General features: G+C 62.8%; 27 protein-coding genes. 12 read left to right on the forward strand and 15 right to left on the reverse strand.

Annotated elements, in window-relative coordinates; genetic code table 11:
* Positions 1 to 114: 114 nt before the first annotated feature.
* Positions 115 to 801 carry a TetR/AcrR family transcriptional regulator C-terminal domain-containing protein gene (locus tag G8767_RS06380; RefSeq protein WP_166809647.1) on the forward strand — a complete coding sequence of 229 codons (687 nt, stop codon included), beginning with the start codon at positions 115 to 117 and terminating at the stop codon, positions 799 to 801.
* A gap of 9 nt (positions 802 to 810) precedes the next feature.
* Entirely contained in the window at positions 811 to 1,938 is a 1,128-nt protein-coding gene (locus tag G8767_RS06385; RefSeq protein ID WP_166809648.1) for an NAD(P)/FAD-dependent oxidoreductase, read from the forward strand.
* 15 nt (positions 1,939 to 1,953) lie between these two features.
* On the opposite strand, the gene G8767_RS06390 is transcribed toward G8767_RS06385, so the two are convergent.
* Together G8767_RS06390 and G8767_RS06395 are read right to left on the reverse strand one after the other, a co-directional pair.
* The gene (locus tag G8767_RS06390) at positions 1,954 to 2,805 is read right to left on the reverse strand and encodes an SDR family oxidoreductase (protein ID WP_166809649.1); all 852 of its coding nucleotides are present in this window, start codon (positions 2,803 to 2,805) and stop codon (positions 1,954 to 1,956) included.
* 100 nt (positions 2,806 to 2,905) lie between these two features.
* Entirely contained in the window at positions 2,906 to 3,649 is a 744-nt protein-coding gene (locus tag G8767_RS06395) for a GntR family transcriptional regulator (protein WP_095970707.1), read from the reverse strand.
* A 96-nt stretch (positions 3,650 to 3,745) separates the two neighbouring features.
* Between G8767_RS06395 and G8767_RS06400 the strand changes: the two genes are divergently transcribed.
* Genes G8767_RS06400 through G8767_RS06425 form a run of 6 tightly spaced genes read left to right on the forward strand, consistent with a single transcriptional unit; the run spans position 3,746 to position 9,488 of the window.
* Positions 3,746 to 4,873 (forward strand): TIGR03364 family FAD-dependent oxidoreductase, encoded by a 1,128-nt coding sequence (locus tag G8767_RS06400; protein WP_166809650.1) that lies wholly within the window; start codon positions 3,746 to 3,748, stop codon positions 4,871 to 4,873.
* Positions 4,874 to 4,898: 25 nt separating this feature from the next.
* A complete protein-coding gene (locus G8767_RS06405) occupies positions 4,899 to 5,576 on the forward strand; it encodes a phosphonatase-like hydrolase (RefSeq protein WP_166809651.1) in 678 nt (225 codons plus the stop codon).
* 25 nt (positions 5,577 to 5,601) lie between these two features.
* Entirely contained in the window at positions 5,602 to 6,651 is a 1,050-nt protein-coding gene (locus G8767_RS06410) for a 2-aminoethylphosphonate ABC transporter substrate-binding protein (RefSeq protein ID WP_166809652.1), read from the forward strand.
* A gap of 2 nt (positions 6,652 to 6,653) precedes the next feature.
* Positions 6,654 to 7,829: an ABC transporter ATP-binding protein gene (locus tag G8767_RS06415; RefSeq protein ID WP_166809653.1), complete on the forward strand. Its 1,176-nt coding sequence runs from the start codon at positions 6,654 to 6,656 to the stop codon at positions 7,827 to 7,829.
* Positions 7,826 to 8,728, forward strand: a complete 903-nt coding sequence (locus tag G8767_RS06420; RefSeq protein ID WP_166809654.1) for a 2-aminoethylphosphonate ABC transporter permease subunit — start codon at positions 7,826 to 7,828, stop codon at positions 8,726 to 8,728. Before G8767_RS06415 ends, G8767_RS06420 begins: the two co-directional genes overlap by 4 nt.
* Positions 8,703 to 9,488, forward strand: a complete 786-nt coding sequence (locus tag G8767_RS06425) for an ABC transporter permease subunit (protein WP_166809655.1) — start codon at positions 8,703 to 8,705, stop codon at positions 9,486 to 9,488. Before G8767_RS06420 ends, G8767_RS06425 begins: the two co-directional genes overlap by 26 nt.
* A gap of 57 nt (positions 9,489 to 9,545) precedes the next feature.
* Here G8767_RS06425 and G8767_RS06430 read toward each other — a convergent pair whose 3' ends face one another.
* Positions 9,546 to 11,168: an AMP-binding protein gene (locus tag G8767_RS06430; RefSeq protein ID WP_124566293.1), complete on the reverse strand. Its 1,623-nt coding sequence runs from the start codon at positions 11,166 to 11,168 to the stop codon at positions 9,546 to 9,548.
* A gap of 178 nt (positions 11,169 to 11,346) precedes the next feature.
* On the opposite strand from G8767_RS06430, the gene G8767_RS06435 reads away from it, so the two are divergent.
* Complete coding sequence (locus G8767_RS06435) at positions 11,347 to 12,156, forward strand: LuxR C-terminal-related transcriptional regulator (protein WP_166809803.1); 810 nt, start codon at positions 11,347 to 11,349, stop codon at positions 12,154 to 12,156.
* A 4-nt stretch (positions 12,157 to 12,160) separates the two neighbouring features.
* Here G8767_RS06435 and G8767_RS06440 read toward each other — a convergent pair whose 3' ends face one another.
* The 5 genes from G8767_RS06440 to dxr form a co-directional block, all read right to left on the reverse strand.
* Positions 12,161 to 13,975, reverse strand: coding sequence for a penicillin-binding transpeptidase domain-containing protein (locus G8767_RS06440; RefSeq protein ID WP_166809656.1), 1,815 nt, complete (start codon positions 13,973 to 13,975; stop codon positions 12,161 to 12,163).
* A gap of 69 nt (positions 13,976 to 14,044) precedes the next feature.
* Positions 14,045 to 14,881, reverse strand: coding sequence for a GNAT family N-acetyltransferase (locus G8767_RS06445; RefSeq protein WP_095970716.1), 837 nt, complete (start codon positions 14,879 to 14,881; stop codon positions 14,045 to 14,047).
* Between the two features lie 111 nt (positions 14,882 to 14,992).
* Positions 14,993 to 16,150 (reverse strand): flavodoxin-dependent (E)-4-hydroxy-3-methylbut-2-enyl-diphosphate synthase, encoded by a 1,158-nt coding sequence (gene ispG, locus G8767_RS06450; RefSeq protein WP_095970762.1) that lies wholly within the window; start codon positions 16,148 to 16,150, stop codon positions 14,993 to 14,995.
* An 87-nt stretch (positions 16,151 to 16,237) separates the two neighbouring features.
* Positions 16,238 to 17,449, reverse strand: coding sequence for a M50 family metallopeptidase (locus tag G8767_RS06455; protein ID WP_166809657.1), 1,212 nt, complete (start codon positions 17,447 to 17,449; stop codon positions 16,238 to 16,240).
* A gap of 7 nt (positions 17,450 to 17,456) precedes the next feature.
* Complete coding sequence (gene dxr, locus G8767_RS06460) at positions 17,457 to 18,614, reverse strand: 1-deoxy-D-xylulose-5-phosphate reductoisomerase (RefSeq protein ID WP_166809658.1); 1,158 nt, start codon at positions 18,612 to 18,614, stop codon at positions 17,457 to 17,459.
* A gap of 120 nt (positions 18,615 to 18,734) precedes the next feature.
* On the opposite strand from dxr, the gene G8767_RS06465 reads away from it, so the two are divergent.
* A complete protein-coding gene (locus G8767_RS06465; protein WP_003942762.1) occupies positions 18,735 to 19,004 on the forward strand; it encodes a DUF2631 domain-containing protein in 270 nt (89 codons plus the stop codon).
* A gap of 78 nt (positions 19,005 to 19,082) precedes the next feature.
* Here G8767_RS06465 and rlmN read toward each other — a convergent pair whose 3' ends face one another.
* The gene (gene rlmN / locus G8767_RS06470; RefSeq protein WP_003942816.1) at positions 19,083 to 20,192 is read right to left on the reverse strand and encodes a 23S rRNA (adenine(2503)-C(2))-methyltransferase RlmN; all 1,110 of its coding nucleotides are present in this window, start codon (positions 20,190 to 20,192) and stop codon (positions 19,083 to 19,085) included.
* Positions 20,193 to 20,294: 102 nt separating this feature from the next.
* Here rlmN and G8767_RS06475 point away from each other — a divergent pair, with 102 nt between their 5' ends.
* Positions 20,295 to 20,705: a lipopolysaccharide assembly protein LapA domain-containing protein gene (locus G8767_RS06475; protein ID WP_172436569.1), complete on the forward strand. Its 411-nt coding sequence runs from the start codon at positions 20,295 to 20,297 to the stop codon at positions 20,703 to 20,705.
* A gap of 95 nt (positions 20,706 to 20,800) precedes the next feature.
* Positions 20,801 to 21,643 (forward strand): CoA ester lyase, encoded by an 843-nt coding sequence (locus tag G8767_RS06480; protein ID WP_030244636.1) that lies wholly within the window; start codon positions 20,801 to 20,803, stop codon positions 21,641 to 21,643.
* Between the two features lie 81 nt (positions 21,644 to 21,724).
* Here G8767_RS06480 and G8767_RS06485 read toward each other — a convergent pair whose 3' ends face one another.
* The 6 genes from G8767_RS06485 to rpsB form a co-directional block, all read right to left on the reverse strand.
* A complete protein-coding gene (locus G8767_RS06485; protein WP_166809659.1) occupies positions 21,725 to 22,453 on the reverse strand; it encodes a class I SAM-dependent methyltransferase in 729 nt (242 codons plus the stop codon).
* A gap of 6 nt (positions 22,454 to 22,459) precedes the next feature.
* A complete protein-coding gene (locus G8767_RS06490; protein ID WP_003942673.1) occupies positions 22,460 to 23,356 on the reverse strand; it encodes a phosphatidate cytidylyltransferase in 897 nt (298 codons plus the stop codon).
* Positions 23,357 to 23,404: 48 nt separating this feature from the next.
* Entirely contained in the window at positions 23,405 to 23,962 is a 558-nt protein-coding gene (gene frr / locus G8767_RS06495; RefSeq protein WP_042924420.1) for a ribosome recycling factor, read from the reverse strand.
* A 43-nt stretch (positions 23,963 to 24,005) separates the two neighbouring features.
* The gene (gene pyrH, locus G8767_RS06500; protein ID WP_019747988.1) at positions 24,006 to 24,734 is read right to left on the reverse strand and encodes a UMP kinase; all 729 of its coding nucleotides are present in this window, start codon (positions 24,732 to 24,734) and stop codon (positions 24,006 to 24,008) included.
* 199 nt (positions 24,735 to 24,933) lie between these two features.
* The gene (gene tsf, locus G8767_RS06505; RefSeq protein WP_007734877.1) at positions 24,934 to 25,761 is read right to left on the reverse strand and encodes a translation elongation factor Ts; all 828 of its coding nucleotides are present in this window, start codon (positions 25,759 to 25,761) and stop codon (positions 24,934 to 24,936) included.
* 152 nt (positions 25,762 to 25,913) lie between these two features.
* A complete protein-coding gene (rpsB, locus tag G8767_RS06510; RefSeq protein ID WP_003942709.1) occupies positions 25,914 to 26,771 on the reverse strand; it encodes a 30S ribosomal protein S2 in 858 nt (285 codons plus the stop codon).
* Positions 26,772 to 26,995 lie beyond the last annotated feature (224 nt).

Genomic DNA, 26,995 nt, shown 5'->3' on the forward strand with positions numbered 1-26,995 from the left:
GGCGGCACGGGCATGTAGCCCGCCACGCTCGATACAGCTCTGTATAGCGCTGGATGTTCAGTGCGTGACCCAGCGAACATGTTCGTTACGAACATGTTCGTGTACGGTGGAGTCATGCCCACTCAGCCAACAGGTCCGTCGAGCCGTCGCAATCGTCCGGCCAAACCCGCTCTGACACGCGAGGGCATCGTCGGTACCGCGGTGCAAATCTTGCGGTCGGAGGGGTTGCAGAAGTTGACGATGCGTCGACTCGCCCTCGAACTCGACACCGGCCCGGCGTCGCTGTACGTGTACGTGCGCAATACTGTCGAGCTGCATGCCGCGGTTCTCGACGAACTACTCGGAGCCGTGGATCTCGCCGAAAATTCTTCCGGCACTTGGCAAACCCGCCTCGAACAGGTCTTGACCTCCTACACGGCCGTGCTGTTCGATCATCCCGGTCTCGCCCAGTCGGCACTCGTTTCCCGGCCCAGCGGAGTTCACTACGTACGCCTGCTCGAGCGCCTGCTGGCATTACTCGACGAAGGCGAAGTCCCTTCGGGTCAAGCAGCGTGGGGCGTGGACTTGCTGCTGCAGTATGCGACGTCCACGGCTGCCGAACACTCGGCGCCGAACAATTCCGCCGACTCGGATGCCCAATGGAGCGCGTTGACCGACGCAATCCGGAACGCAAACCCGCAGACGCACCCCCTCGTCTCAGGCCATGCAACAGCACTACTCGCCGGTGAACCCACCGCACGTCTGTCCTGGGGATTTCGCACGCTCATCACGGGCATCGAGAACACCCCACTCACTTCTTAGGAATCCACCATGAATCACTATCCCATCGCAATCATCGGTGCCGGCCTCGGCGGCCTCACCCTCGCCCGAGTCCTCCATCTCCACGGAATCGATTCGGCGGTATTCGATCTCGAATCCGGACCAACAGCGCGGACCCAAGGCGGCATGCTCGACATCCACGAAGACTCGGGCCAGATCGCGCTTCGTGCCGCCGGCCTGTACGACGAGTTCCGCGCCCTCGTTCATCAAGGCGGTGAAGAGACACGCGTCCTCGATCGAAATGCCGTCGTGCACCTGAGCGAGCAGGACACCGGAGACGGTGACCGCCCGGAAATCGACCGAGGCCAGCTGCGTGACCTACTGCTCAACTCACTTCCACAAGAAACAATCCACTGGGGAGCCAAGGTCCGCAGTGCACATCCGTTGCCGGACGGTCGACACGAAGTCCACCTCGCCGATGGCACCCACTTCACCACCGATCTCCTGATCGGCGCCGACGGCGCGTGGTCGAAAATTCGCCCACTGGTTTCGAACGCCACTCCTGCCTATACCGGAATATCTTTCGTTGAGTTCGACCTTCACGACGCCGACAACCAACACGCGAATGCCGCCGAAACAATCGGTGGCGGAATGATGTTCGCGCTCAGCGCCGACAAAGGCTTCCTTGCCCACCGTGAGACCGACAACAGTCTGCACATCTATGCCGCCCTGCGAGTTCCCGAGAACTGGACGGCGAGTGTCGACTTCTCCGACGATCACATCGCGAAGAATATTCTGCTGGAACACTTCTCGGACTGGGACGAGTCGCTGCGTTCACTGATCGCCGAAGCGGACAGCACGCTGACTCCTCGCCCCATCCATGCCCTTCCCATCGGGCACAGTTGGAGCCGTACTCCAGGCGTCACATTGCTCGGGGACGCAGCGCACGTCATGTCGCCGTTTGCCGGAGAAGGCGCGAACCTGGCAATACTCGACGGCGCCGAACTCGGCGAGGCGATCGCGTCACACAGCGGCACGGAAGAAGGACTTGCTGCCTACGAAGAGCGACTGTTCCCGCGCAGCGCCGCGTCTGCACAACAGTCGGCTGATGGACTGGACATGTGCTTCGGCGAGAACGCACCCCAGGGGCTCCTGGACATGTTCACCTCACACCCCTGACCTGACGAATTCGGATCAGGTCGTCACGTCCTCGTGGGCAAGCGACGAAGACAAACCACGGTGGGCTTCGACTTGCTCCAGCAGTTGGCGGGCTTTCTGTTCGACCACGGACACTGCATCGGCGCCGGCGACCCAACGACGTGGGGGTAACGGCGAATCGACAAGTGCCACAAGTGCCGCGGCAAGTTTCACCGGATCCCCACCCTGGGCACCGTTCATACTCTTCCACGCTTCGACGGTCTCTCCAGTCCGAGCGTCGTAGTCGTCTATCGACAATTCCGGCCAGATCGACGACGCACCCTCGACAAGCAGCTCGGTCCGGAAGAATCCCGGCTCCACGATCGTCGTCCCGATTCCGTACGGTTCGACGTCGAATCGCAATGATTCCATCCAGCCTTCCAGCGCAAATTTCGACGCGGCGTAGGCTGCGCAAAACTCCTGACCAACCAGGCCCGCAAGCGAACTGACAGTCACGACATGCCCCCTCCGTTGCCTACGCATCTCCGGCAGCACCGCCCGTGTCACATTGATCGGCCCGAAAAAGTTGGTCTCCATCTGAGCGCGAAGTTGTGCCGGACTGACAACCTCGAAGAACCCGGCGTAGAAGTTTCCGGCGTTGTTCACCAGCACATCGATTCCTCCGAATCGTGCAACTGCCGTGTCCACCGCAGCATATGCGGCTTGTTCGTCGGTGATGTCCAAGGCAAACATCAACAGGTCGTCATGCTCACCGATCGCTGCAGAAACACGGTCCGCATCACGCCCCGTTGCCACCACCGCATGCCCGGCAGCAAGAGCCGCCTGCGCAATGTCGACTCCCATGCCCCGGCCTGCGCCGGTAACGAACCAGACCTTCTTGTCAGCCATGTTCACTGTCCTCTCGTTTGACGGAGTCCAGTACAGAACAGATTCCACGACCCTGGGAGTGCCTGTCGTTCCGGGTAACAGCAGACCCCCTCAACGCCCCCTACTCGCGAAGAGTCGTCAAGAAGGCAATACGGTCACCACGGTAGAGCGAACGAACGCGCTCGATCGGCACACCCTCCGGATCGACGGACGTCCGGTGCAACAGAAGCATCGGCATCGAGGTGGTGGACTCGACGAGTGTTGCCTCGCGCGGTGACGCGAGCACCGTCTCGATCCGTTCGGTAGCAGAGGCGAAGACCACGCCGATGGAGCGGATGGCCGCGTACAGGGACGTCGTCGCGTCGAAGGCGTCGAGCATCTCACCGAACCTGCTGTCCGGCAGGAAGGTTGATTCGAGCCCGATCTTCTCGCCGTCGGCGAAGAGGACACGCTCGAGATGAACCACGCTGTCGCCCAACTCGATACCCAACTCCGTCGCGAGACCGTCGTCGGCTGACATTCGTTCGAAGGTCACAACCTTACGACTGGGCACTCGCCCAGCACTCAGAGCGCCTTCGGTATAGGAACGAATCGACAGCGGCTGAACCAACTTCGGACTCGCTACGACGGTGCCCCGACCCCGCCGCTCGATCCGTCCTTCGACGAGAAGATCACGAAGCGCTTGACGGACCGTCTCGCGAGCGACGGTGAACCGCGCCGCCAGTTCCCGCTCCGACGGGACGGAATCACCCTCGTCGAGCCCGCTGAGAATGGTCTCGATCTCGGTGCGCACCCGGTAGTACTTCAACTCGGGTTCGATCACGACGCTCGAGGTCCCCGGCCCGGTGGACGTCTGCTGATTCATGGCGCAAGCGTACAAGAATTCGGTCTATACCAATTGTTAACCTGGAGTTCGTCTCGATTCCCCCTATTGGTCTAGACCAAACGTCACTATCTCTACATGCGAATTTTGATTGTGGGCGGAGGAATCCTCGGAACGACGCACGCCGACGAGGCAATCCGCCGGGGACACGATGTCATCCATCTCGAACGCGAGCCCGAAGCCCGCGGTGCAACGGTACGGAACTTCGGATTGGTCTGGGTATCCGGGCGAGCTCCCAACGAACTGGAAGCCGCGCTGCGTTCGCGCGAGCTGTGGGCGAACCTAGCCGCCCGTGTCCCCGGCGTCGGATACCGCCCGGCCGGCTCCATCACCCTCATGCGCACCGAGGAGGAGGTCGCGGTCGCGCAGGAAGCATTCGCTCGGCCGGACGCCGACAACCGAGGGTTCGCACTTCTCGATCCCGACGCCGTTCGCGTCGTCAACCCCGCACTCCGGGGCAAGTTTCTCGGCGGACTGCACTGCACCCTGGACGCCGCTGTCGAGTCGCGGCAAGCGCTCCCCGCCATCCGTTCTTACCTCGAATCCACCGGCCGTTACACCTTCCACGCCGGAACGGAAGCCCGCGAGATCACGACGAACACCTCCGGCGTACACATCCGTGACGATCACGGTCGCAACTTCGAGGCCGATCTCGTGATCGTCTGCCCCGGAGCAACACTCGGCGGATTGGCCCGCGATCTCGCCGGCGATCTCCCGTTGCGACGTGTGCGCCTGCAGATGATGCAGACAGCCCCACTCGGCGAAAAGCTCACCACCGCAATCGCGGACGGTGACAGCTTCCGCTACTACCCCGGTTTCGCCGGATCTGCCCTCGATCACCTTCGCACGGTGCAGCCGCAGGAACCGACGGCCGAGGAGCACCGCATGCAGCTCCTGTGCGTGCAGCGCTTGCACGGCGGCCTGACCATCGGCGACACCCACGAATACGAGGAGCCCTTCGACTTCGACGTCGACGAGGCGCCCTATCGCCATCTGTCCGGAGTCGTGGAAACACTTCTGGGACGCGATCTTCCGCCCATCGTCAAGCGATGGGCGGGCGTCTACAGCCAGTGCCTCGACCACTCACAACTTGTTCACCGCGCACAAGCCGCCGACAACGTCTGGGTGGTTGCCGGTCCCGGTGGCCGCGGCATGACGCTCGGCCCGGCCCTGGCGGAACACACCGCCGACCAGCTCGGTCTCTGAATCCTTCCGACAAGAAAGACTTCTCATGTCTCCCATCACCCTTGCCGTTCTCGACATGGCCGGCACCACCGTCGCCGACGACGGACTGGTGCTTCGCGCGTTCGCCGCCGCTGCCGAAGCCGGCGGACTGCCTGCCCAAGGCACCGAAGCCGACGCCGCTCGCCGATACGTCCTCGACACGATGGGCCAGTCGAAGATCGTCGTGTTCCGGGCGATCTTCGGGGACGAATCCCGCGCCCAAGCCGCGAACGCCGCCTTCGAAACCACTTACGATTCCCTCATCGACCAGGGCCTGGCCGAGCCGATCCCCGGCGCCGAGAAAGCCATCACCACTTTGCGCGAGGGCGGCATCAAAGTTGCCTTGACCACCGGGTTCAGCCGATCGACGCAGGACAAACTCCTCGTCGCGCTCGGCTGGGAATCCCTCGCCGATCTCACCCTCTCCCCCGCCGAGGCCGGTCGCGGTCGACCGTACCCGGACCTGGTTCTGACTGCCCTGCTCAAACTTTCGATCGACGACGTCCACCAGATCGCCGTACTCGGCGACACGTCCAACGACGTGCTCAGCGGCATTCGCTCCGGCGCATCGATCGTTGCCGGCACTCTGACCGGCGCTCACGACGAACGGCAACTTCGCGAAGCCGGTGCCACCCACATCGTCCCGTCCGTGACGGAGTTCGCCGAACTCCTCACCCACTCCTGATCTCACCTCCGAAAAAGGAATCGTCATGCGTCTACGCCCGAGCATCGCTGCGGCCGCTCTCGCCGTGTCCGTCCTTTCGTTCACCACCGCCTGCGGTGGCACCGGCACTGCCGCCGGATCAGATACCGAGACCGTCACCGTCTACAGCGCCGACGGCCTGTCCGGTTGGTACAAGGGAAGATTCGACGCCTTCACCGCGCAGACCGGTATCGCCGTCAACCTGGTCGAAGCTGGATCCGGCGAGGTTGTCTCCCGCGTCGAGAAGGAGCAGTCCAACCCACAGGCAGACGTGATCATCACGCTGCCGCCGTTCATCCAGAAGGCCGACGCTCAAGGTCTGCTCGCGCCCAGCGGAATCGACACCTCCGCCGTTCCTGCCGACGAGAAGGACGACGCCGGCAAGTACGTACCCGTCGTCGAGAATTACCTCTCGTTCATCGCCAATCCAACTGCATCACCCGCCCCACAATCTTGGGACGACCTGCTCACCGATCAGTTCAAGGGCAAGTTGCAGTACTCCACGCCCGGGCAGGCCGGCGACGGTACCGCGGTGTTGTTGCTGCTCCAGCATCTGATGGGCAAGGAAGGCGCCCTCGACTACCTCGGAAAGCTCCAGGCCAACAACGTCGGACCCTCGTCCTCCACCGGAAAGCTCCAGCCCAAGGTCAGCAACGGCGAGCTGCTGGTCGCCAACGGTGACGTCCAGATGAACCTCGCGTCCATCGCCGACGACGGATCGAAGTTCGACATCTTCTTCCCCGCTGGAGCCGACGGCACTCGCACCACCATCGCACTGCCCTACGTGATGGGCCTCGCCAAGAGCGCACCCAGCAGCGAACAAGCCAAGAAGTTGATGGAGTTCCTGCTCTCCGAAGAGTCCCAGAAGACCGTCGCCACCGATGCACTCGGCGTATCGGTCCGCGAGGACGTCCGAAGCAACGCCGGTGAATCCAGCGACAAGAACACGCCTTCCGGAGTTCTGCAGGGCGTCAACGTCTGGACCCCGAACTGGAACGACGTCCTCAGCTCGCTCGACGCCGACATCGCCGCTTACCAGAAAGCCACCGGGAGCTGATCATGGCAAGAACCAGACTGGGGCGGACGCTCCCCGAGACCGTCGGTGTTCACGGAGCGATCGAACATTCCGCTCCGGCAATCACTTTCGATCGCGTCAACGTCGCCTACGGCCGTGGAAAGACCGCAACCCATGCCCTCGTCGATTTCAATCTGCGAGTGGCACCGGGTGAAACTGTGGCACTGCTGGGGCCCAGTGGATCCGGGAAGTCGACCGCGCTGAAGGCCCTCGCGGGATTTGTCCGCCCCACGTCCGGTTCCGTCAAGCTCGGCACCCGAGACATCACCAATCTGCCTCCCGCACAGCGCGGTATCGGCGTCGTCGTTCAGTCGTACGCCCTCTTCCCGCACATGCGAGTTTCCGAAAACGTAGCCTTCGGACTCCGAGCCCATCGCGTGCCGCGGTCGGAGATCGGCCCTCGCGTAGCCGAAGCCCTCGACATGGTCGGGATGTCGGCGTACGGAAAGCGCCTTCCCCGCGAACTTTCCGGCGGTCAACAGCAGCGAATCGCCATTGCCCGAGCATTGGCGATTCGCCCAGGAGTACTCCTCCTCGACGAACCGTTGGCCGCCCTGGATGCTCAACTTCGCGAGAGCATGCTCGGCGAACTGGCGAGACTGCGCGCAGCACTACCTGACACCGCCATGCTCTATGTGACGCACGATCAGAGTGAAGCTCTGGCGCTCGCAGACCGAATCGCAGTGATGCGCAACGCCAGACTCGCGGACATCGACACCGCCGAGGCCTTGTGGAAGCGTCCACCGTCCAGCTTCACCGCGGCCTTCCTCGGGGGTGCCAACCTGCTGCCCTGCACCGTCACACGCGTCATCGGCACCTCCGCACTGGTCTCGATCGGTGGCACGCCGTTCACTGCTCACGCCCCGCAGCCCGAGATCGGGCACATCGAATGGGAGTCCGAGATGGACGCCTACCTGTGTGTTCGTCCACACGCGGTGGGCGTAACCGGCGTCGGCGCGCGAGGATCATTCCCGGCACATATCGTCTCGAGCGTCTGGCGCGGTTCCACGACGCGTCTGACACTGGCTGTCCATGGTCTCGACGACGTCCGCGTCGACGCAGATGTTCCAGGGCACGACGAGCGACCGGTCGACACAGAAGTGGGCGTCGTCTTGCCCACGGACGGCAGCGTTCTGGTTCCCGCGGATCGCCACCAATGACGACCACCGTGGAACGCCCCGAAACTGCTGTGCCCCAGCACAAAGACCCGATCCCGTGGCGCCGGATCGGGTGGGCGCTACCGCCACTGCTTCTTGTCCTCGTGTTTGCTGTCTATCCCACCGCGCGTGTCCTCACGGAATCGCTGAGCACCGAGAGCGGCACCGGGTTGTCCACGTGGTCCTCCGTGCTCGGTTCGGAACTGTTCCGAACCGCACTCTGGCGGACCATCCAGATCGCCGTGGCGTCGACGCTGGGCTGCCTGGTGCTGGGCACCTTCCTCGCCTTGGTGCTTGCCTTCGTTCCGTTTGCCGGATCCAAGGTGGTTGGCCGATTGATCGACACAGTGCTCGCCCTGCCGTCGTTCCTGATCACGCTGGCGTTCACCTTTCTCTACGGCACTGCCGGCGCCGTCAACGCGTTGATCATCCGCATCACCGGCGACGCGAGCGGTCCGTTCAATTTCCTCAACACGCCGTTCGGAGTCATCGCGGCCGAGATCACCTTCTTCACGCCGTTTGTCGTCCGACCGCTACTGGCCGCGTTCACCCAGATTCCGCGTGAACAGCTCGACGTTGCGGCCAGTCTCGGCGCGTCTCCTGTCCGAGTTCTGCGACAGGTGGTGATGCCGGAAGCGTGGCCCGCCCTGCTGGCCGGTGGTTCACTCGTCCTTCTGATGACGCTCAACGAATTCGGCATCGTGCTCTTCACCGGAGCAAAAGACGTCGTGACCCTTCCGGTCCTCATCTACACCCGTGGCATCGTCACCTTCGACTTGCCGGGAGCGGCAGTGATCGCGACGGTTCAAGTCGCACTCTCGCTCGGCTTGTACTGCCTCTACCGATTCACGTTCAACAGATTGATGGGAGGCAGCCGTGCTGCTGTGGACCCGAAGCTCTAGGGCTCTCGTACTCGGATTCTTCGCCCTCGTCGTCGCGGTTGTCTTCGTCGCGCCGATCGCCACCGTCGTCGCGGCTGCCTTGGCCGGATCGTGGACCGGGCCACTTCCGTCGAATCTCGGTGGAAAGAACTTCTCCACGGCGCTGTCCGACGAGAACTTCGCCAGCCTGACCGTCAGCTTGCAGACTGCGTTCATCTCGGGCGCGCTTGCTCTGATCGTCGGAACCTGGGCCGCGCTGGCTGCTCGTGAGGCGCCGATGTGGCTGCGGCGCATCACCGACGCCGTGTTCCACCTGCCGATTGCAGTTCCCTCGGTGGCGATCGGATTGGGGCTGCTGATCACCTTCAACGAGCGCCCGCTGCTGCTCGGCGGCACCAAGTGGATCGTGATTCTCGCTCACACGGTTTTGGTGCTTGCCTTCGCCTTCAGTTCCGTATCGGCCGCGCTCGAACGGCTCGATCCCGCCTACCGTCAAGCTGCCGAATCACTCGGCGCCGGGCCCGTGCGGGTCCTGACGCGGGTGACGCTACCGCTGCTGCTCCCAGCGTTGGGTGCGGCCGCCGGGCTTTCCATCGCACTGTCGATGGGCGAGCTGGGCGCTACCGTGATGGTCTATCCGGCGACCTGGAAGACTCTGCCGGTCAGCATCTTCGGACTCACCGACCGCGGCCAGGTATTTCTCGCGGCAGCAAATACGACGCTGCTGCTTGCAGTCACCCTGGTCGCCCTCATGGTGGTCGGCAGAATCCGGCGGCGCTGACCTTGCTGTGCGCCTTTATTAACCGCCGGGGGTTAATAAAGGCGCACAGCAGGGGGTTTATCCCTTCCGCAAGATGTACCGCTGAACCTTGCCGCTCGGGGTCTTGGGCAGGTTCGGAACGAAATGCACGGTGCGCGGGTACGCGTGCGCGGCGAACTTCTTCTTCACCAGGGTTTGCAGTTCCTTCTCGAGTTCGTCGTCGCCGTCGACGCCTTCGCGGAGAACGACGAACGCCTCGAGGACCTCGCCGCGCAACTCGTCGGGCATACCCACGACGGCGGCCTCGATGACGTGTTCGTGCATGACCAGCACGCTCTCGACGTCGAAGGGGCCGATGCGGTAGCCCGCCATGATGATGACGTCGTCGTCGCGCGAGGAGAAGAAGAAGAATCCGTCCTCGTCCGTCATCCCGGCATCACCGGTGATGTACCAGCGACCGTCTTCGCTGAATCGCTGCTTCGTCTTCTCCGGCGCATCGACATACCCGGTAAACCACATCAACGGGCTGTTGTGAGTATCGATCGCAACGCGTCCCTGAGTGCGAGCCGGCGCGATGTCATCCGAATTGTCTTCCAGCACAGCGGCAGACCAACCCGGCAACGGACGACCCATCGATCCCGGGCGTACGTCTTCGCGGAGACCGTCGGCCCAGGCGTTGACGATGAACATGCCGTGCTCGGTCTGGCCGTAGTGATCACGGACTTCGACGCCCAACGAGTTCTTGGACCACGCAACAACATCCGGGGTCAGGGGCTCACCGGCCGAGGACGCACGGCGCAGCGAGATGCCTTCCGGAACGGGTGCCTTGTCGGCGCGCAGACTGCGGTACACGGTCGGAGCGGCGGCAAAATTGGTGACACCGAACTTCTCGATGATCTGCCACGTCAGAGGCGCGGAGAAGCCGGCATGCAGCAGAATGCTTCGCGTGCCGGCGGCAAGCGGGCCGAGCAAGGCGTAGTACAGCCCGTACGCCCAGCCCGGGTCTGCGGCGTTCCAGAACACGTCGTCGTCGCGGACGTCGAGGCCGAACTCCTGGTAGGCATGGAACGACGCGAGCGCGCGCACCGGAACGGGAACGCCCTTGGGTGTTCCCGTGGTGCCACTGGTGAACAACTGCACCATCGGTGCGTTGCCGCCGACTGCCTGAGCAGCGCCCTTCGGGTTTTCGGCATCCTGAGCCGCGACAAGTGCGTCGAAGTCCAACTCGTCACCGGCCGCACCGCCCGCGACGACGACCTGCCACGCTGCGTCGGCGGGAATGTCCTCACCCGGCGCGAGCTTGTCGAGCTGATTGGCGTCGGAAATGACCACCTTCGCGCCGCTGGCCGTCAAGCGGAAGGCGATGGCCGGCGAAGCGAACGCCGTGAACAACGGCACGTGGACCGCGCCGCGGCGCCAGATTCCGAGGAGCGCGACCACGAGGTCCGCAGACTTGCCCATCAACGTCGCGACGTTGTCACCCGGCTCGACTCCGAGGTCGGCCAGAGCTGCCGCGAAACGCGCCGACTGCTCACGTAGATGACCGTAAGTGAGGTCCACCGAGCTAAGGTCTGCCTCGACGACGGTGAATGCAACGCCATCCGCGGGATGCCGATCGCAGAGCAATTCTGCGGCGCTGGCATGCGGGGTGTCGTACTGGTCCAGCAGCTCGCGCACCCGTGCGGTGGGATCGGTGCTCATCAACTTGCTCCTTATCGATCGTCGTATGGTTGGCCCGACCGGTTACGTTGGCGGCTCGTCATACGTACTGTTCACCCCCTATGATCTAGCTCACAAGAGAACTTCACTACCCCCAGAAAGGGGTACCTGCGTGAACCGACATGCTTCGTCACTTCTGCGTCCCCGCGACGGGGACGCTATGCGAGGTGAACTCCGAACAATTGCAGCTCAGGGCGTTGTTCCCGTGCTGTTCGGAGGCGAGGTCCAGGACGGAACCCTGCACCTGAGCGAATTCGTCGGCACCCGCACCAACAACCTCAAGGGCTTGGCCATCCCGCCGCGCTCGGGCATGGGCGGACGCGTCGTCGCCCAGGGTTCACCGATCACCGTCAACGATTACGGCAATTCGCAGTCCATCACTCATCACTTCGACCGGCCTGTTCTCAGCGAGGGCCTGCATTCGATCATCGCCGTTCCGGTCATGGTGTCCGGCAAATCGCGCGCTGTCCTCTACGCCGCGATCCGTGATTCCGCACCGTTGGGTGACCGCACAGCAGACGTCATGGTCAACGCATCCCGGCGCCTCGGGATGGAGTTCGCCATCCGCGACGAAGTCGACCGTCGCCTGCAACTACTGCAGGCCGCCGCCGCGACCACCGCCGACGGTATGTCTTCGGAAGAGATCCGCGGAGTCCACGCCGAACTACGCAGTGTCGCCCAGACCGTCACAGACACCGACTTACAGACCAAACTCCGCGGACTCTCCCAGCGTTTGGCCAACCTGCTGCGGCCTACCGTCGACGCCGAATCCGACGTCACGCTCACCCCACGTGAAGTGGATGTTCTCTCGCAAGTCGCACTCGGCTGCACCAACATCGAAGCCGGCCAAAGGCTTTCCCTCCGCCCGGAGACCGTGAAGAGCTACCTGCGTAGCGCGATGGGCAAGCTGGACGCGAGCTCACGCCACGAAGCTGTGGTGACCGCCCGCAGGTTGGGACTGCTCCCCTGACGAGTCAGTAGCCATCCGGCAAGGCGGTGAGCATGTCGCGGGTGACTGCGACGGCGTTGTCCGAACTTCCGCCCCGCACAACCAGAGTCGCGAAGGCCAGGTTGCCTCGATAGCCGACGAACCACGCATGCGATCCCCCTTCGACCTCGGCTTCACCGGTCTTGCCGTACACCTCACCCTGATCTTCGACGCGTTCGGCAGTACCGCTGGTGACCACGAGTCGCATCATTCCGCGCAGACCGTCGACCATGGCGGGCGTGATCGCCGGGCGCTCGCCGTCGATGGTGGTTTCGCGCCCCGAAATCAGTTGCGGCACCGGAGTCGACCCGTTCGCGACCGTCGCAGCTGCCATCGCCATTCCGAACGGACTGACCACGACCTTGCCTTGACCGAACCCGTCTTCGGTGCGCTGGACCAGATCCGACGCCGGCGGCACCGAACCCGAATCGATCGGCAATCCCACCACGTTGTAGTCCTGGCCGATACCGAACTGCGCTGCGGCAGTGGTCAACGTGTCCGGTTGCATCTCGCTGGCCAGCTTGGCGAAGGACGTATTGCACGAACGTGCGAAGGCCGTTGCCATCGGCACCGTGCCGAGTGAGAACTCGTTGTAGTTGGGAACGCTGCGCTCACCGATCTCGATCCGGCCCGGGCACGGCACCATCGTGTCGGGGGTCGCCTGACCGGTCGAAATCGCCGCACCCGCCGTGATGATCTTGAACGTCGAACCCGGTGGGTACTGACCCATCGTCGCGACCGGTCCGTCACGGTCCGCCGCCTTGTTCTGTGCAACGGCCAGAATGGCCCCACTCGACGGTTCGATGACCACCATCATCGCCTGGTCCTTGTTCACGTTCACCGCGCGCTGCGCAGCGATCTGGATGTTACGGTCCAGACTGATACTGAACGACGGAACAGGTTGCGGCGCAGTCTCGGTCAGCACGTCGGTGTCGACGCCGTTCTGGTTGACCGTGACGACACTCCAGCCGGCTTTACCGTCAACCTCGTCGATGATCGTCTTCTTGATCTGCCCGAGTAGGTCAGGCGCGAACTCCGGGTCCGTCGAGACGAGATCCGATTCGTCCGAGACAGATACTCCCGAGATGGCTCCCAGTTGCGCCGAAACCTGGTCGTAGGCGTCACTGCGCAGCCGGGTCACCAGATAGTCGCCCTTGACGGCCGTCGAGGATTCGGCGATCGACTGACCCGTCAGCGACGAATCGAACCGCCCGAGAACACTTGCGAGACTGTTTGCGGAACCGATGATGTCGTTGCTCTTGGAGCGATCGAACTTCACTCGGTAGACGATTCCCGGCACCAGGACATCGGTCCCCGAATGTTCGTTGACTCGCGCTCGCGGCGCCGCAGTTGCCCGCAACGACATCGTCTGCTTGTCACCGAGGCGCGGATGAACGTCCGTCGAACTCCACCGGACGGACCAGTCGCCGTCCTTGCGTCCCATCTGAAGCTCGCCGTCGTACGTCCAGACGCGGTCTTTCGGAAGGTGCCACTCGTAGGTGTAGCCGACCGTCGCGGTATCACCGTTCATCTTCACCGAGGTGGTCTCGGCAGTCATCGACTCCGCCTGGAGCGCATCCCAGGTGTCACTCAATACAGGACCCGCGGAATCAGGCCGGTCCGTCAGTTTCGCTGCCTCGTCGATGTCCCTGTCACCGAACGCACTCAAAAACTGCTGCGCGACGGGCTCGGGGCCGGCGGGTTTCGGAGTACACGAACTGATCCCCACCGCCATGAAAATCACGGTGCAGGAGGCCAACAGTTGGGCCGAGCGACTACGAGAGAAATGCCGAGTGTTCATCGAGCCCCATAGTAGGGCGACAAATGCTCCACCCAGCGTAGGCGCGACCATTGCCTGCAACTTGGACGCTCAGTCGAGCAGCACCGTCGAAAAGGTCGCGACCTGCCGGAACCCCACGCGCGAATAGGTCGATCGCGCAATCGTATTGAAGCTGTTGACGTACAGGCTCGCAATGCGACCGGTCGCCATGATCGACTCCGCTACAGCCGCTGTACCGGTCACGCCGAAGCCTTGTCCCCGAAACTCGGGATTGACCCACACACCCTGAATCTGGCCACAGCGCGCAGACATCGAACCGACCTCGGCCTTGAACACGACCTGACCGTCATCGATATGCGCCCACGCTCGCCCGGCGGCGATCAGACTTGCGACACGATGTCGGTACCCGCGCCCACCGTCGTTGGCACGTGGATCGACGCCGACCTCTTCGATGAACATTGCGATCGCGGCAGGAAGGTAGATCTCGAGTTCGTCCGAGCGAACCTGCCGAACCAGCGGATCGGACGGGCACGCCAACGGCTCGGATACCGCGAGCAAAGGTTGTTCGGGGCGGACCTCCCGCGCAGTTCCCCAATCGAGCTCGAGCATCTCCCATAGCGGCAACGCCAACTCGGCGCGTCCGACTACCGACGAGCACATACGCGGAATCCGGCAAGCACGGTCAGCGAATGCCCGAATGTCATCCGGCTCGCCCCGCAGCGGAACCAAATTCGCCCCGGCAAAGCACAGGGAAGACAACGGCCCGCCTCGACTCCACAGCTCGCCGTGAATCATTCGCGGATCGACGCCGCATTCTTCGACGCGCGCGGCAATCATGCAAGCCGCCACCGGATCGGCGTCGAGTACCGCCCGGACGTCTTCGAGATCTCGACTTCCGACCTGCTTGGCTCCGAGGAGTTTGAGCATCCGTCAACCCCCTCGACTCGACTGCGCGTCCACGAATATCACTACCCGATCATGATGCACTCAGATTGCCACGAACCTGACACCGACGGGGAAGATTCATCCGGCAATCACTCAACTCACGGTGACGACCGGTGCACCCTCCGAAGCGTCACCCTCCATGCTTTCGGCAATTTTCATGGCCTCTTCGATCAGCGTCTCGACGATCTGAGCCTCGGGCACCGTCTTGATGACCTTGCCCTTGACGAAGATCTGGCCCTTTCCGTTGCCGGACGCCACTCCGAGGTCCGCCTCACGCGCTTCACCCGGCCCGTTCACGACGCAGCCCATGACCGCCACGCGAAGCGGAATCTCCATACCCTCGAGGCCGGCAGAGACCTCGTCGGCCAGTGTGTAGACGTCGACCTGTGCACGGCCACACGAGGGGCACGACACGATCTCGAGCTTGCGCGGACGCAGGTTCAGCGACTGCAGAATCTGGTTACCGACCTTGATTTCCTCGGCCGGCGGGGCAGAGAGCGAAACGCGGATGGTGTCGCCGATACCCTCCGCGAGCAGCGCACCGAAGGCGACCGCGGACTTGATCGTGCCCTGAAACGCAGGGCCCGCCTCGGTGACGCCGAGGTGCAACGGGTAATCGCACTTGGCAGCGAGTTGGCGGTAAGCCTCGACCATGATCACCGGATCGTTGTGCTTGACGGAGATCTTGATGTCACCGAAGCCATGCTCTTCGAACAGCCCGGCTTCCCACAGCGCGGACTCGACCAACGCTTCGGGCGTCGCCTTGCCGTACTTCTCCATCAACCGAGGATCGAGCGATCCCGCATTGACGCCGATGCGGATCGGAATGCCCGCGTCACCGGCAGCCTTGGCTACCTCTTTGACGCGGCCGTCGAATTCCTTGATGTTGCCCGGATTGACGCGCACCGCAGCGCATCCCGCCTCGATTGCCGCGAAAATGTAGCGCGGCTGGAAGTGGATATCCGCGATAACCGGGATCTGGCTCTTCTTGGCAATGATCGACAACGCGTCCGCGTCTTCCTGACGCGGGCAGGCGACACGGACGATGTCGCAACCGGACGCGGTCAGTTCGGCGATCTGCTGGAGCGTTGCGTTGACGTCATGCGTCTTCGTGGTGCACATGGACTGCACCGAGATGGGGAAATCGCTGCCCACACCTACCGTGCCGACCTGCAGCTGCCGTGTCTTGCGTCGAGGAGCAAGAATCGCTGCGGGTGCCGAGGGCATTCCCAGTCCGATAGGGATGGTCACGTCTGTGCCTTCTTTCATAGCTTCACTGCAAGTTTAGCCGGGCGATCGCCGCACTACCGCGCGGCAACCGTCGCCCTTCTCACACGGTCAGAAGATCTTGATCGGATTGACGATGTCAGCCGTGAGTGTCAGCAACATGAACGCGCCACCGATCACGATGAATACGTAAGTAATCGGAAGGAGTCTCGTGTAGTCGACCGGGCCGCCCGGAATCAGGCCGCGGCGTGCGCGGAACCAATCGCGGATCTTCTCGTAGAAGACGACCGCGATGTGCCCGCCGTCGAGCGGCAACAGCGGCAGGATGTTGAAAACACCGAGGAAGAAGTTGATCGATGCGAGCAATCCGACGAACATCGGCCACTCGGCTCGATCAGCGGCCTCGCCGCCGATCACGCTGGCACCGACCACGCTGATCGGTGTGTCCTGAGCCCGCTCACCGCCGGTGACCGACTCCCACAGAGCCCCCACCTTCGACGGAATGTCAGCCAGCGCCTTCACCGAGTCGACCATGATCTGTCCGGTGTAGTCGAAGGCTGCCGGAACAGCAGTGAGCGCGTTGTACTCGACCAACGCCGAGCCCGGACCACCGATTCCGACAGCGGATACTTCCTGCTTCACGGGAACGCCACTGGCCGAGTTCACATATCGCTGGACTCGTTCGGGGACGACCGTGATCGACAACGCCTCTCCGTCGCGATCAACCGACAACACGATCGGGCCATCCACACCTCGAATAGCAGCTGCCACCTCGGGGAAGGTGCTCGTCGACTTTCCATCGACTGCGGTGATCCGATCCCCCGATTTCAGGCCCGCATCTCCGGCGGGGCCTCCACCCGAGCACTCTGTCAGCTCGAAGTTGCCGTCCTGGCCCAGCTGATCGGGGGCTACACACGTGACCTCTTGGACCACTGGCTGAGCGGGCTCAGTTCGACCCCAACCGAGGAGCAACGCGTAGATCAGGAGGAATCCGAGAATGAAGTTCATCGCGATACCACCGGACATGACGACGACGCGCTTCCACGCCGCCTTCTTGTACATCGCGTGCGGCTCTTCTTCGGGCGTCATCTCGTCGAGGGCCGTCATGCCGGCGATGTCGCAGAATCCACCGAGCGGCAGCGCCTTGAGTCCGTACTCGGTCTCACCTCGACGGAACGAGAAGATCTTCGGTCCGAAGCCGATGTAGTAGCGGCGAACCTTCATTCCCAAAGCCTTGGCCGTCCACATGTGGCCGGCTTCGTGCAGGGCGATGGACACGCCGATGCCGAGGGCAAACAGCACTACGCCCAGTGCAAAAACCATGAAAGCTCTAGCCCTCCTGCTTCACGAGCTGACGCGCTCGTGTGCGTGCCCAGCCGTCTGCGGCCAGAACGTCGTCCACGGTAACCGGTTCCGCGGACCATTGACCTGCATCGTCGAGAACAGCGGCCACCGTGCGGACGATTGCCGGGAAGGAAATGACACCGTCGAGGAATGCCTGGGCTGCCACTTCGTTGGCCGCGTTGTAGATCGCGGTGAAGCAACCTCCGGATTTGCCCGCCCTTCGCGCCAGATCGACGGCGGGGAACACAGACGAATCGAGCGGCTCGAATTCCCAGGTGGAGGCGGTGGTGAAGTCGCATGCCGACGCCGCGCCTTCGATACGGTCCGGCCAGCCGAGAGCGAGCGCGATCGGCAGCTTCATGTCCGGCGGGCTTGCCTGTGCCAGCGTCGATCCGTCGAAGAAGGTCACCATGGAATGCACGATCGACTGAGGATGCACGGTGACGTCGATCCGGTCGTAGTCGATCCCGAACAGCAAGTTCGTCTCGATCAACTCGAGGCCCTTGTTGACCAGGGTTGCCGAGTTGAGAGTGTTCATGGGTCCCATCGACCAGGTGGGGTGCGCTTTTGCCTGTGCCGGGTTCACACTTTCGAGATCCTCGGCACTCCAGCCGCGGAATGGCCCACCCGAAGCGGTGAGGACCAAGCGAGCCACCTCTTCGGCCGATCCGCCACGCAGACACTGAGCCAGCGCGGAATGCTCGGAGTCGACCGGCACGATCTGACCCGGCGCGGCAGCCTTGGTCACCAGCGCTCCGCCCGCCACAAGGGATTCCTTGTTCGCCAGCGCCAGACGCGCCCCCGAGTTCAAAGCAGCCAGAGTCGGCTCGAGTCCCAACGAACCGACGAGCGCATTGAGGACAACGTCGGCACCACTGTCCCGAACCAGTTCCGTCACGGCGCTCGGTCCCGAACGGGCGGTGACCGATTCCAGCGCCGATGCCGCCGCAGGATCGGCAACGGCGACGTCGGTGACGCCTGTTGCGCGAATCTGTTCGGCCAACAACTCGACATTGTTGCCACCCGCCGCGAGTCCCACTACTTCGAAACGATCGGGGTTGGCGGCGATGACCTCCAGCGCTTGGGTACCGATCGAACCGGTGCTGCCGAGGAGGAGGACGCGGGTACGTGTGGTTTCCTGCACCCGCCCATTGTTCCTGATAACACCTGAGAACAACCTTATCGACGCCCAACTACGTACGACAGGCAGTCGTATGTCACCATATTGGGCAGTAGTGCAACCGAATGAGCAGGAGGATCGACCGTGGCCGATACCCAGTTGGACGTCAAGTCCAGCGCCCCCGTCGTGGTCTCGCACGTCGATGAGGCCGAGGTTCCCTCTGCCGCATGGGGGTGGAGTGGTGAAGGACTCAAGTTTTTCCGTTTCCTCGGATGGTTCTTCGCAATATTCCTGCTTCTGATGATGATCGGAAACCATCACGGCAAGGTCGAGGATCTGTGGCTCATCGGCACCGCCGGATTGATGATCTTCATTCTGGTCCGCGACATCGTCATTCGTCGCCGCCCGCGCTAGAGACCTGACATAGAGAAGGCCTCCACGAACGAAAGTTCGTGGAGGCCTTCTCTTTAGGTGTTTCAGGCCTGGAGCGTTTCAGTTCTCCGCGGCCAACTGACCACAGGCTGCGGCGATTTCCTGACCGCGCGTGTCACGCACCGTGCACGAGACGCCCTGAGCGATGACCCGACGCACGAACTCACGCTCGACGTCCTTGGGGCTCGCGTCCCACTCGCTGCCCGGAGTCGGGTTGAGCGGAATCAGGTTGACGTGAACCAACCCGCCGAGCGCCTTCTTCAGCTTCTTGCCCAGCATGTCCGCGCGCCACGGCTGATCGTTGACGTTCTTGATCATCGCGTACTCGATGGAGACACGGCGACCGGTCTTGTCCGCGTAGTACCGGGCAGCCTGAAGTACCTCCGACACTGACCAGCGATTGTTGACAGGGACAAGGGTGTCGCGCAGTTCGTCGTCCGGCGTGTGCAGCGACACCGCCAGCGTGACGCTCAGGCCTTCGTCAGCGAGCTTGCGGATCGCCGGGGCAAGCCCGACGGTCGAGACGGTCACGGACCGCTGAGACAGGCCCAGTCCGTCCGGTGCAGGTGACGTGATGCGTCGTACCGCTGCCACTACACGCTTGTAGTTCGCCAAGGGCTCACCCATGCCCATGAACACGACGTTCGACAAGCGGCCGGGGCCGCCGGCAACTTCACCGTCGCGCATGGCGGCCGCTGCCTCGCGTACCTGATCCACGATCTCGGCAGTCGAGAGATTGCGGTCGAGGCCGCCCTGACCCGTCGCACAGAACGGGCAGGCCATTCCACAGCCTGCCTGACTCGAGATGCAGAGTGTCGCCCGATCGGGATACCGCATCAGGACGCTTTCGAGCAGCGTTCCGTCATGCGCCTTCCACAGGGTTTTGCGAGTGTCGCCCGAATCGCACGCGAGATGCTTGATCGGCGTCAACAGAGTCGGGAAAAGCGACTCCCCCACCTTCTCGCGCACCGATGCGGGGAGATCGGTCATCTTCTCCGGATCGGCTTCGAGCCGCGCGTAGTACTGACGCGCCAGCTGATCGGCCCGGAAAGCCGGTAGGCCGAGCTCTTTCACCGCTTCTTTGCGCTCGGCGGAATCGAGATCGGCGAGGTGCCGTGGAGGCATTCCGCGCTTGGGTGCAGTGAAAACGAGGGGAAGAGAGGCAGCCATAGTTACACCATTGTCCCATTGTTTTGGGGTGCTACCCCACTGCCACCCGATTGTGGCCGGATTACCCGTGCAACTTCGCGCAGGTTGCGTGATGATCATGTCATGTCAACCACACCAGAGGATCCGTCGAACTCCCCCGTGTACGGCCCCGCCGACGGTTTCGGTCCCGACCCGGAACTTCCGAAGGTGGGCGAGGACAAGGCCGTCGAAAAACACGATCCCGAACCGACGCCGGCGCCGGAACCTACGCCGACCGGAACGGCGGTCACCGACCGAACCAGAGCTGCGACAACCTGGGTTGGCCTGGTCATAGGCGCAATCGTGCTGATCTTGCTGCTGGTGTTCATCCTGCAGAATCTCGAGAGCGTCTCCGTCAAGATCCTGGCCTGGCAGATCGACTTTCCGCTCGGAATCACGATCCTGCTTTCCGCTATCGCGGGCGCGCTGATCATGGCATTGGCCGGCGGCGTTCGCATCATTCAGATCCGGCGCGCAGCGAAGCGGCAAATGTGACTGAAATCTAGTTACGCAATTGGGTCGATCGATGGGCTACCAGGCATCATTGATGTCGTGGAAATCACCGGAAAGGCCCTGATGTGACTACTCACATGGAGAGACCTGTGACCTCGCGAATTGCCCCGCAGCAGGCAAGATCCTGGCTCCTCGTCCCCGCGTCCAAACCGGACACCTTCGACGCCGCCCTCGCGAGTGCGGCCGACGCCGTCATTCTCGACCTCGAGGATGCCGTCACCGCACCCAACAAACCGGCCGCCCGCCGGGATGTCGCCGCATTTCTGAGCGAGCACAATCACGCCTGGGTTCGGATCAACGACGCCACGACACCGTTCTGGGAAGAGGATCTCGCCGCACTCGCGGGCCTCCCCGGACTCGAGGGTGTCATGCTCGCAAAGACCGAAAGCGGACAGCAGGCCGACGCCACTGCCGAGCGACTTCCCGAGGGCACCAAGATTCTTGCCCTCGTCGAATCCGCGGTGGGACTCGAAGCTGCCCCCGAGATCGCACGCACCGACGGAATCTTCCGTCTGGCATTCGGCAGTGGCGACTTCCGGCGCGACACCGGGATGGACGACTCGCCCACCTCGATGTCGTACCCACGTTCGCGGCTCACCATCGCCAGCCGCGCGGCACGCATCGCTCCGCCGATCGACGGCCCCACACTCGGCCCCGATCTGGATCTGCTCGCCCGAGACTGTGCGATCACGTTGTCACTCGGGATGGCAGGCAAGCTCTGCATGACCACCGCACAGACCGCCCCCGTCAACGCGGGCCTGAGCCCGTCCGTTGCCGACGCCATCTGGGCTCAGAACGTCATCGACGATCTCGGCGAAGACGGCTCACGCGTACGCGACGGCAGTGACCTGCCCAAGCTCGCCAAGGCGAAGAAGATCCACAAGCTCGCCACCCTGTTCCACATCCCCACCGATCACTGATTTTTTTTCGAACTGAATCGGTGCAGAAAACGTCAGGCGCTCAAGTCGGAGCGCCTGACGTTCGTCTTTTCAAGCCTTGCTTCACGCAACTTCGAGTGAGCGTGGTTTGTATCGGACGTGGATCCGGTACCCCACCGAAAAGGCCAGACCCGTCACTTGTGCGAATGCACGCTCGGCGGTCTTCTCGGTGAATTCGATACCGAGTACTCGCCGTAAATCGTCTCGATTCTCGAACTCCCAACGGGCCTCGACACGGGTGAGCGAGAATCCCTGAGCGTCGAAGAAGGCTTCGACTGCCGCGGAATCGTATTTGGGCAGATCCGCCCTCATCCACTCTCCGTACGGACCGGCGCTCACATCGAGGTCCACGATGAGCAGGGCTCCCCCAGGCCTCAGGATGCGCATGGCCTCGCGAATTCCCGGACCGCAGCCTTTGCCGAAGAAATACGCCGTTCGGGCGTGGACGAGGTCGACTGAAGCATCGACCAGACCTGTGGACTCTGCCGAGCCATGGACTATGTCGATCGACGCCGAATCGTGGGTTCGTTCCCGCGCGGCCTTCACCAGCGGTGCGTGCGGCTCCACTCCGACGACACGACGCGCGGTACGAGCGAACTCCGGTAGATGAAACCCTGCCCCACAGCCGACGTCGACGACGTCACGCCCGGACCAGTCGATCTGGGCTCGCATCGCGGCCCAGATGGACCCGTCGACGTCCTGCGCGCGGTTCTCGACCTCGTAGACGTCCGGCCAATGCCAGATGTTCGGACTGGGGATCGGCTTGGAACGGCCGGAGAAGAAATCACGCACGAGAAATCAGACGAGTGCGTACAGAATCAGCCAGGTCACAAATGCCGACGGCAGGAGCGAATCCAGGCGATCCATGATTCCGCCGTGTCCGGGAAGCAGGGTTCCCATGTCCTTGATGCCGAGTTCACGCTTGATCTGCGATTCGATCAGGTCGCCGACCGTCGCGACTACCACCAGGACGACACCGAGCAGGACGCCGATCATCGAGTTCGCGTCGAGGATCAACGTCACCGACAACAAGCTGCCGATGACACAGAAGATGAGGGACCCGACGAATCCTTCCCATGACTTCTTCGGGCTGACCGCCGGAACCATCGGATGCTTTCCGAACAGGACGCCGGCCGCGTAACCACCGATGTCGGAGCACACGACACCGATCATCAGGACGAAGACGCGACCCGGGCCGTCGTCTTCGAGCACCATCAACGCACCGAAGGACGCCAACAGCGGGATCCATGCCAGAACGAACACCGTGATGGAGGTGTCTCTCAGGAAGTTCTTCGGGGTTGCCTTGAGCCCGTGGTCGAACAACCTCCACACCATGCACACCAGGACGGTCGCGGTGAATCCGCTGAGCACCCCGACGGGTCCCCACGGCCAGCCGAGCCAGATCGTGGCTTGTCCGCCGACGAGCAGCGGAATTCGCGGCACCTCGATGTCGGCTTCTCGGAGTCGCGTGGTGACCTCCCACGTCGCGATGAACATCGCAATCGCGACGACGGCGATCCACCCCGGGGGCAGGAAGATCAAAGTGCCGATGACCAGGGCGCCGAGACCGGCTCCGACGCCGATGGCGGCAGGTAGGTTCCTGCCCGCCTTCGACTTCGGCGGTTGCGCGCCCTCAGCGCCGCCCGTAGGCCCGTCCGTGACGGGACCACCGGCGGTTCCCTCTTGTGCGTGCACCCAAACTCCCTGATCTACTCCCGACGACAAACACTGCAAACGAGGAGGCTATACCTCCATCAACTCTGCTTCCTTGTGCTTGACGAGTTCCTCGACCGTGTGCACGTACTTCGCCGTGGTCTTGTCGAGTTCTTTCTCTGCGCGACCGACCTCGTCCTCGCCGGCTTCACCGTCCTTCTGGATCCGGCTGAGTTCGTCCATCGCCTTACGGCGGATGTTACGCAGCGTGACCTTCGAATCCTCGCCCTTGGACTTGGCCTGCTTCACCAGTTCACGACGACGCTCTTCAGTGAGCTGCGGAACCGAGATGCGGATGATGCTGCCGTCGTTGGACGGGTTCACACCGAGATCCGAGTTGCGGATCGCCGTCTCGATCGCGTTGAGCTGCGAAGCCTCGTACGGCTTGACGATGACCATGCGGGCCTCGGGAACATTGATGCTCGCGAGCTGCGTGATCGGCGTGATCGATCCGTAGTAGTCGATCACGATGCGCGAGAACATACCGGGGTTCGCGCGTCCGGTGCGAACCGAGCCGAGATCGTCCTTGGCTACCGTGACAGCCTTTTCCATCTTCTCTTCTGCCTCGAAGAGCGCTTCATCGATCACGGCTGTTCCTCCATGTTGTTCTGCATCATTTTTTGGGTGTCACTCACGACTTGATCAGGGTGCCGATCTTCTCACCGGACACCGCGCGAGCGATGTTTCCTTCGGTGAGGAGGTTGAACACCATCATCGGCATCGAGTTGTCCATGCACAGGCTGAATGCCGTCGCGTCCGCGACCTTGAGCTCACGCTCGATGACCTCGCGGTGCGTGATCTGTTCGTACATCGTCGCGTCCGGGTCGATACGCGGGTCGGCCGAGTAGACGCCGTCGACTGCCTTGGCCATCAGCACCACCTCGGCACCGATCTCCAGTGCGCGCTGCGCAGCAGTGGTGTCAGTCGAGAAGTAGGGCATACCCATCCCGGCACCGAAGATGACTACGCGACCCTTCTCGAGGTGCCTACGTGCGCGAAGGGGAAGGTACGGCTCGGCGACCTGTCCCATGGTGATGGCCGTCTGCACTCGGGAATCGACGCCGGCCTTCTCCAGGAAATCCTGCAGAGCGAGGCAGTTCATGACGGTGCCGAGCATGCCCATGTAGTCGGAGCGGGCGCGATCGAGGCCACGCTGCTGCAGTTCCGCTCCGCGGAAGAAGTTTCCGCCGCCGATGACCACTGCAACCTGCACGCCTGATCGAACGACCTCTGCGATCTGCTCAGCCACCTTGGTGACCACGTCGGGATCGAGACCGACTTTGCCGCCTCCGAACATTTCGCCGCCGAGTTTGAGCAGGACCCGCTTGAATCCTGGACGTTCGTTGGCTGGTTCGGACATTGTTCTCCTCAGTTCGATACAAGACCTTGTAGGTCCTTCATTCTTCTTCTGCCGCGAATCGGACACCGCGACATAGGAAAGCCCCCGGGACTCGTCCCGAGGCACTCTCATCCTGCCTCATCGGAGGCCCCAGGTACACGTAGACCCCGCCGGTAGAGCAAATGCTCTTCAGGCGGGGTCCATGTGTGCGGGCTCCGAATTAAGCGGAGGCGCCGACCTCGAAACGCACGAAGCGCTTGATGGTCACGCCTGCCTCGTCGAGGATCGCCTTGACGGTCTTCTTGGAGTCCGTGACCGAAGACTGCTCGGTCAGAACGACGTCCTTGAAGTAACCGTTGACGCGGCCTTCGATGATCTTCGGCAGCGCCTGCTCGGGCTTGCCTTCTGCGCGGGCGGTCTCTTCGGCGATGTGACGCTCGGAAGCGACGATCTCCTCGGGAACCTCGTCACGCGTGACGTACTTCGCCTTGAGAGCTGCGACCTGCATTGCAGCGCCGCGCGCGGCCTCAGCAGCAGCATCGCCTTCACCGGTGTACTCGACGAGAACGCCGACAGCGGGCGGCAAGTCGGAGCTGCGCTTGTGCAGGTACACGGCAACGGGGCCGTCGAAGGAAGCGACGCGGCTCAGTTCGAGCTTCTCACCGATCTTCGCGGACTGCTCCGCAATGACGGTGTCGATGGTCTTGCCGTCGAGCTCGAGCGCCTTGAGAGCGTCGAGGTCAGCAGGCTTACCAGCAGCAGCGACGGTCACGATCTCGTCGGCCAGCTTGATGAACTCGTCGTTCTTGGCGACGAAGTCGGTCTCGCAGTTGATCTCGATCATGACGCCGTCCTTGGCGACGACGAGACCCTCAGCGGTGGTGCGCTCTGCGCGCTTTCCGACATCCTTCGCGCCCTTGATGCGCAGCTGCTCGACGGCCTTGTCGAAATCGCCGTCTGCATCTGCGAGTGCGTTCTTACATGCCATCATTCCGGAGCCGGTGAGCTCACGGAGCCGCTTGACGTCAGCGGCGGTGTAGTTCGCCATGATTAGCGAGCCTCCTCATGTGTCTGTTTCGGACCTAGGACTAACGGTGAAGCACGGCCTAACGGTGAAGCACAGCCTGACGGTGGCGCTCGGGCCTAACGGTGAAACGGCCCTGACCAAATGAACTCTTGGTCAGGGCCGGTTTCAACGAATCAGGCCTCGGTGGCCGGTGCCTCTGCGGCGGGGGCTGCTTCAGCCTCTGCAGCCGGAGCTGCCTCAGCCTCTGCGGCGGGAGCTGCCTGCGAGAGCAGTTCCTGCTCCCACTCGGCGAGGGGCTCGCCTGCGCCGGCTTCGGGCTTCGCGTCCTTGTCGGCGCTCAGTCCTGCACGTGCCTGCACGCCCTCGGCAACCGCGGAAGCGACAACCTTGGTCAGCAGTGCTGCGGAACGGATGGCGTCGTCGTTGCCCGGGATCGGGTAGTCGACGAGGTCGGGATCGCAGTTGGTGTCCAGGATCGCGATGACCGGGATGTTCAGCTTGCGAGCCTCGGCAACTGCCAGGTGCTCCTTGTTGGTGTCGACGATCCACACCGCGGAAGGAACCTTGGCCATGTCGCGGATACCACCGAGGGTGCGATCCAGCTTGGTCATCTCACGCGTGAGCATGAGGATTTCCTTCTTGGTGCGACCTTCGAATCCACCGGTCTGCTCCATTGCCTCGAGCTCCTTGAGGCGAAGCAGACGCTTGTGAACGGTGGTGAAGTTGGTGAGCATGCCGCCGAGCCAACGCTGGTTGACGTAGGGCATTCCGACGCGAGTCGCTTCGGAAGCGATGGACTCCTGCGCCTGCTTCTTGGTGCCGACGAAGAGAACGGTGCCGCCGTGGGCAACGGTCTCCTTGACGAACTCGTACGCCTTGTCGATGTACGTCAGCGTCTGCTGGAGGTCGATGATGTAGATGCCGTTGCGGTCGGTCAAGATGAATCGCTTCATCTTCGGGTTCCAGCGACGGGTCTGATGTCCGAAGTGGGTTCCACTATCGAGCATCTGCTTCATGGTTACGACAGCCATGGCTGTGTACCTCAAACTTTCAATCCGGTTGATGCAGGCGATCGGGTGATCCCTGCCCTGGCACCCGCACGGCCGTCGGACCTGTTTCGTGAGAATCAGGACCAGCCGAGGCCGGAAAACGTGCGCGGGCGCGCGAAGTCGGACTGTGCGAGCACAGACCGCTCGACAAGTGTACGTCCTCGTCCCCCGATGCCATAACCACCCCGGAAGCAACAGACCGAACC

This window comes from Rhodococcus sp. IC4_135 (genome assembly GCF_011602025.1).
Classification (GTDB): Bacteria; Actinomycetota; Actinomycetes; order Mycobacteriales; family Mycobacteriaceae; genus Rhodococcus_F; species Rhodococcus_F baikonurensis.

Excerpts from the sequence above, each read along its gene's own strand:
- G8767_RS06380 (WP_166809647.1), top strand. The coding sequence starts at position 115 with ATGCCCACTCAGCCAACAGGTCCGTCGAGCCGTCGCAATCGTCCGGCC.
- G8767_RS06385 (WP_166809648.1), top strand. The coding sequence starts at position 811 with ATGAATCACTATCCCATCGCAATCATCGGTGCCGGCCTCGGCGGCCTC.
- G8767_RS06390 (WP_166809649.1), bottom strand. The coding sequence starts at position 2,805 with ATGGCTGACAAGAAGGTCTGGTTCGTTACCGGCGCAGGCCGGGGCATG.
- G8767_RS06395 (WP_095970707.1), bottom strand. The coding sequence starts at position 3,649 with ATGAATCAGCAGACGTCCACCGGGCCGGGGACCTCGAGCGTCGTGATC.
- G8767_RS06400 (WP_166809650.1), top strand. The coding sequence starts at position 3,746 with ATGCGAATTTTGATTGTGGGCGGAGGAATCCTCGGAACGACGCACGCC.
- G8767_RS06405 (WP_166809651.1), top strand. The coding sequence starts at position 4,899 with ATGTCTCCCATCACCCTTGCCGTTCTCGACATGGCCGGCACCACCGTC.
- G8767_RS06410 (WP_166809652.1), top strand. The coding sequence starts at position 5,602 with ATGCGTCTACGCCCGAGCATCGCTGCGGCCGCTCTCGCCGTGTCCGTC.
- G8767_RS06415 (WP_166809653.1), top strand. The coding sequence starts at position 6,654 with ATGGCAAGAACCAGACTGGGGCGGACGCTCCCCGAGACCGTCGGTGTT.
- G8767_RS06420 (WP_166809654.1), top strand. The coding sequence starts at position 7,826 with ATGACGACCACCGTGGAACGCCCCGAAACTGCTGTGCCCCAGCACAAA.
- G8767_RS06430 (WP_124566293.1), bottom strand. The coding sequence starts at position 11,168 with ATGAGCACCGATCCCACCGCACGGGTGCGCGAGCTGCTGGACCAGTAC.
- G8767_RS06435 (WP_166809803.1), top strand. The coding sequence starts at position 11,347 with ATGCGAGGTGAACTCCGAACAATTGCAGCTCAGGGCGTTGTTCCCGTG.
- G8767_RS06440 (WP_166809656.1), bottom strand. The coding sequence starts at position 13,975 with ATGAACACTCGGCATTTCTCTCGTAGTCGCTCGGCCCAACTGTTGGCC.
- G8767_RS06445 (WP_095970716.1), bottom strand. The coding sequence starts at position 14,881 with ATGCTCAAACTCCTCGGAGCCAAGCAGGTCGGAAGTCGAGATCTCGAA.
- G8767_RS06455 (WP_166809657.1), bottom strand. The coding sequence starts at position 17,449 with ATGGTTTTTGCACTGGGCGTAGTGCTGTTTGCCCTCGGCATCGGCGTG.
- rlmN (WP_003942816.1), bottom strand. The coding sequence starts at position 20,192 with ATGGCTGCCTCTCTTCCCCTCGTTTTCACTGCACCCAAGCGCGGAATG.
- G8767_RS06475 (WP_172436569.1), top strand. The coding sequence starts at position 20,295 with ATGTCAACCACACCAGAGGATCCGTCGAACTCCCCCGTGTACGGCCCC.
- G8767_RS06480 (WP_030244636.1), top strand. The coding sequence starts at position 20,801 with ATGGAGAGACCTGTGACCTCGCGAATTGCCCCGCAGCAGGCAAGATCC.
- pyrH (WP_019747988.1), bottom strand. The coding sequence starts at position 24,734 with ATGTCCGAACCAGCCAACGAACGTCCAGGATTCAAGCGGGTCCTGCTC.
- tsf (WP_007734877.1), bottom strand. The coding sequence starts at position 25,761 with ATGGCGAACTACACCGCCGCTGACGTCAAGCGGCTCCGTGAGCTCACC.
- rpsB (WP_003942709.1), bottom strand. The coding sequence starts at position 26,771 with ATGGCTGTCGTAACCATGAAGCAGATGCTCGATAGTGGAACCCACTTC.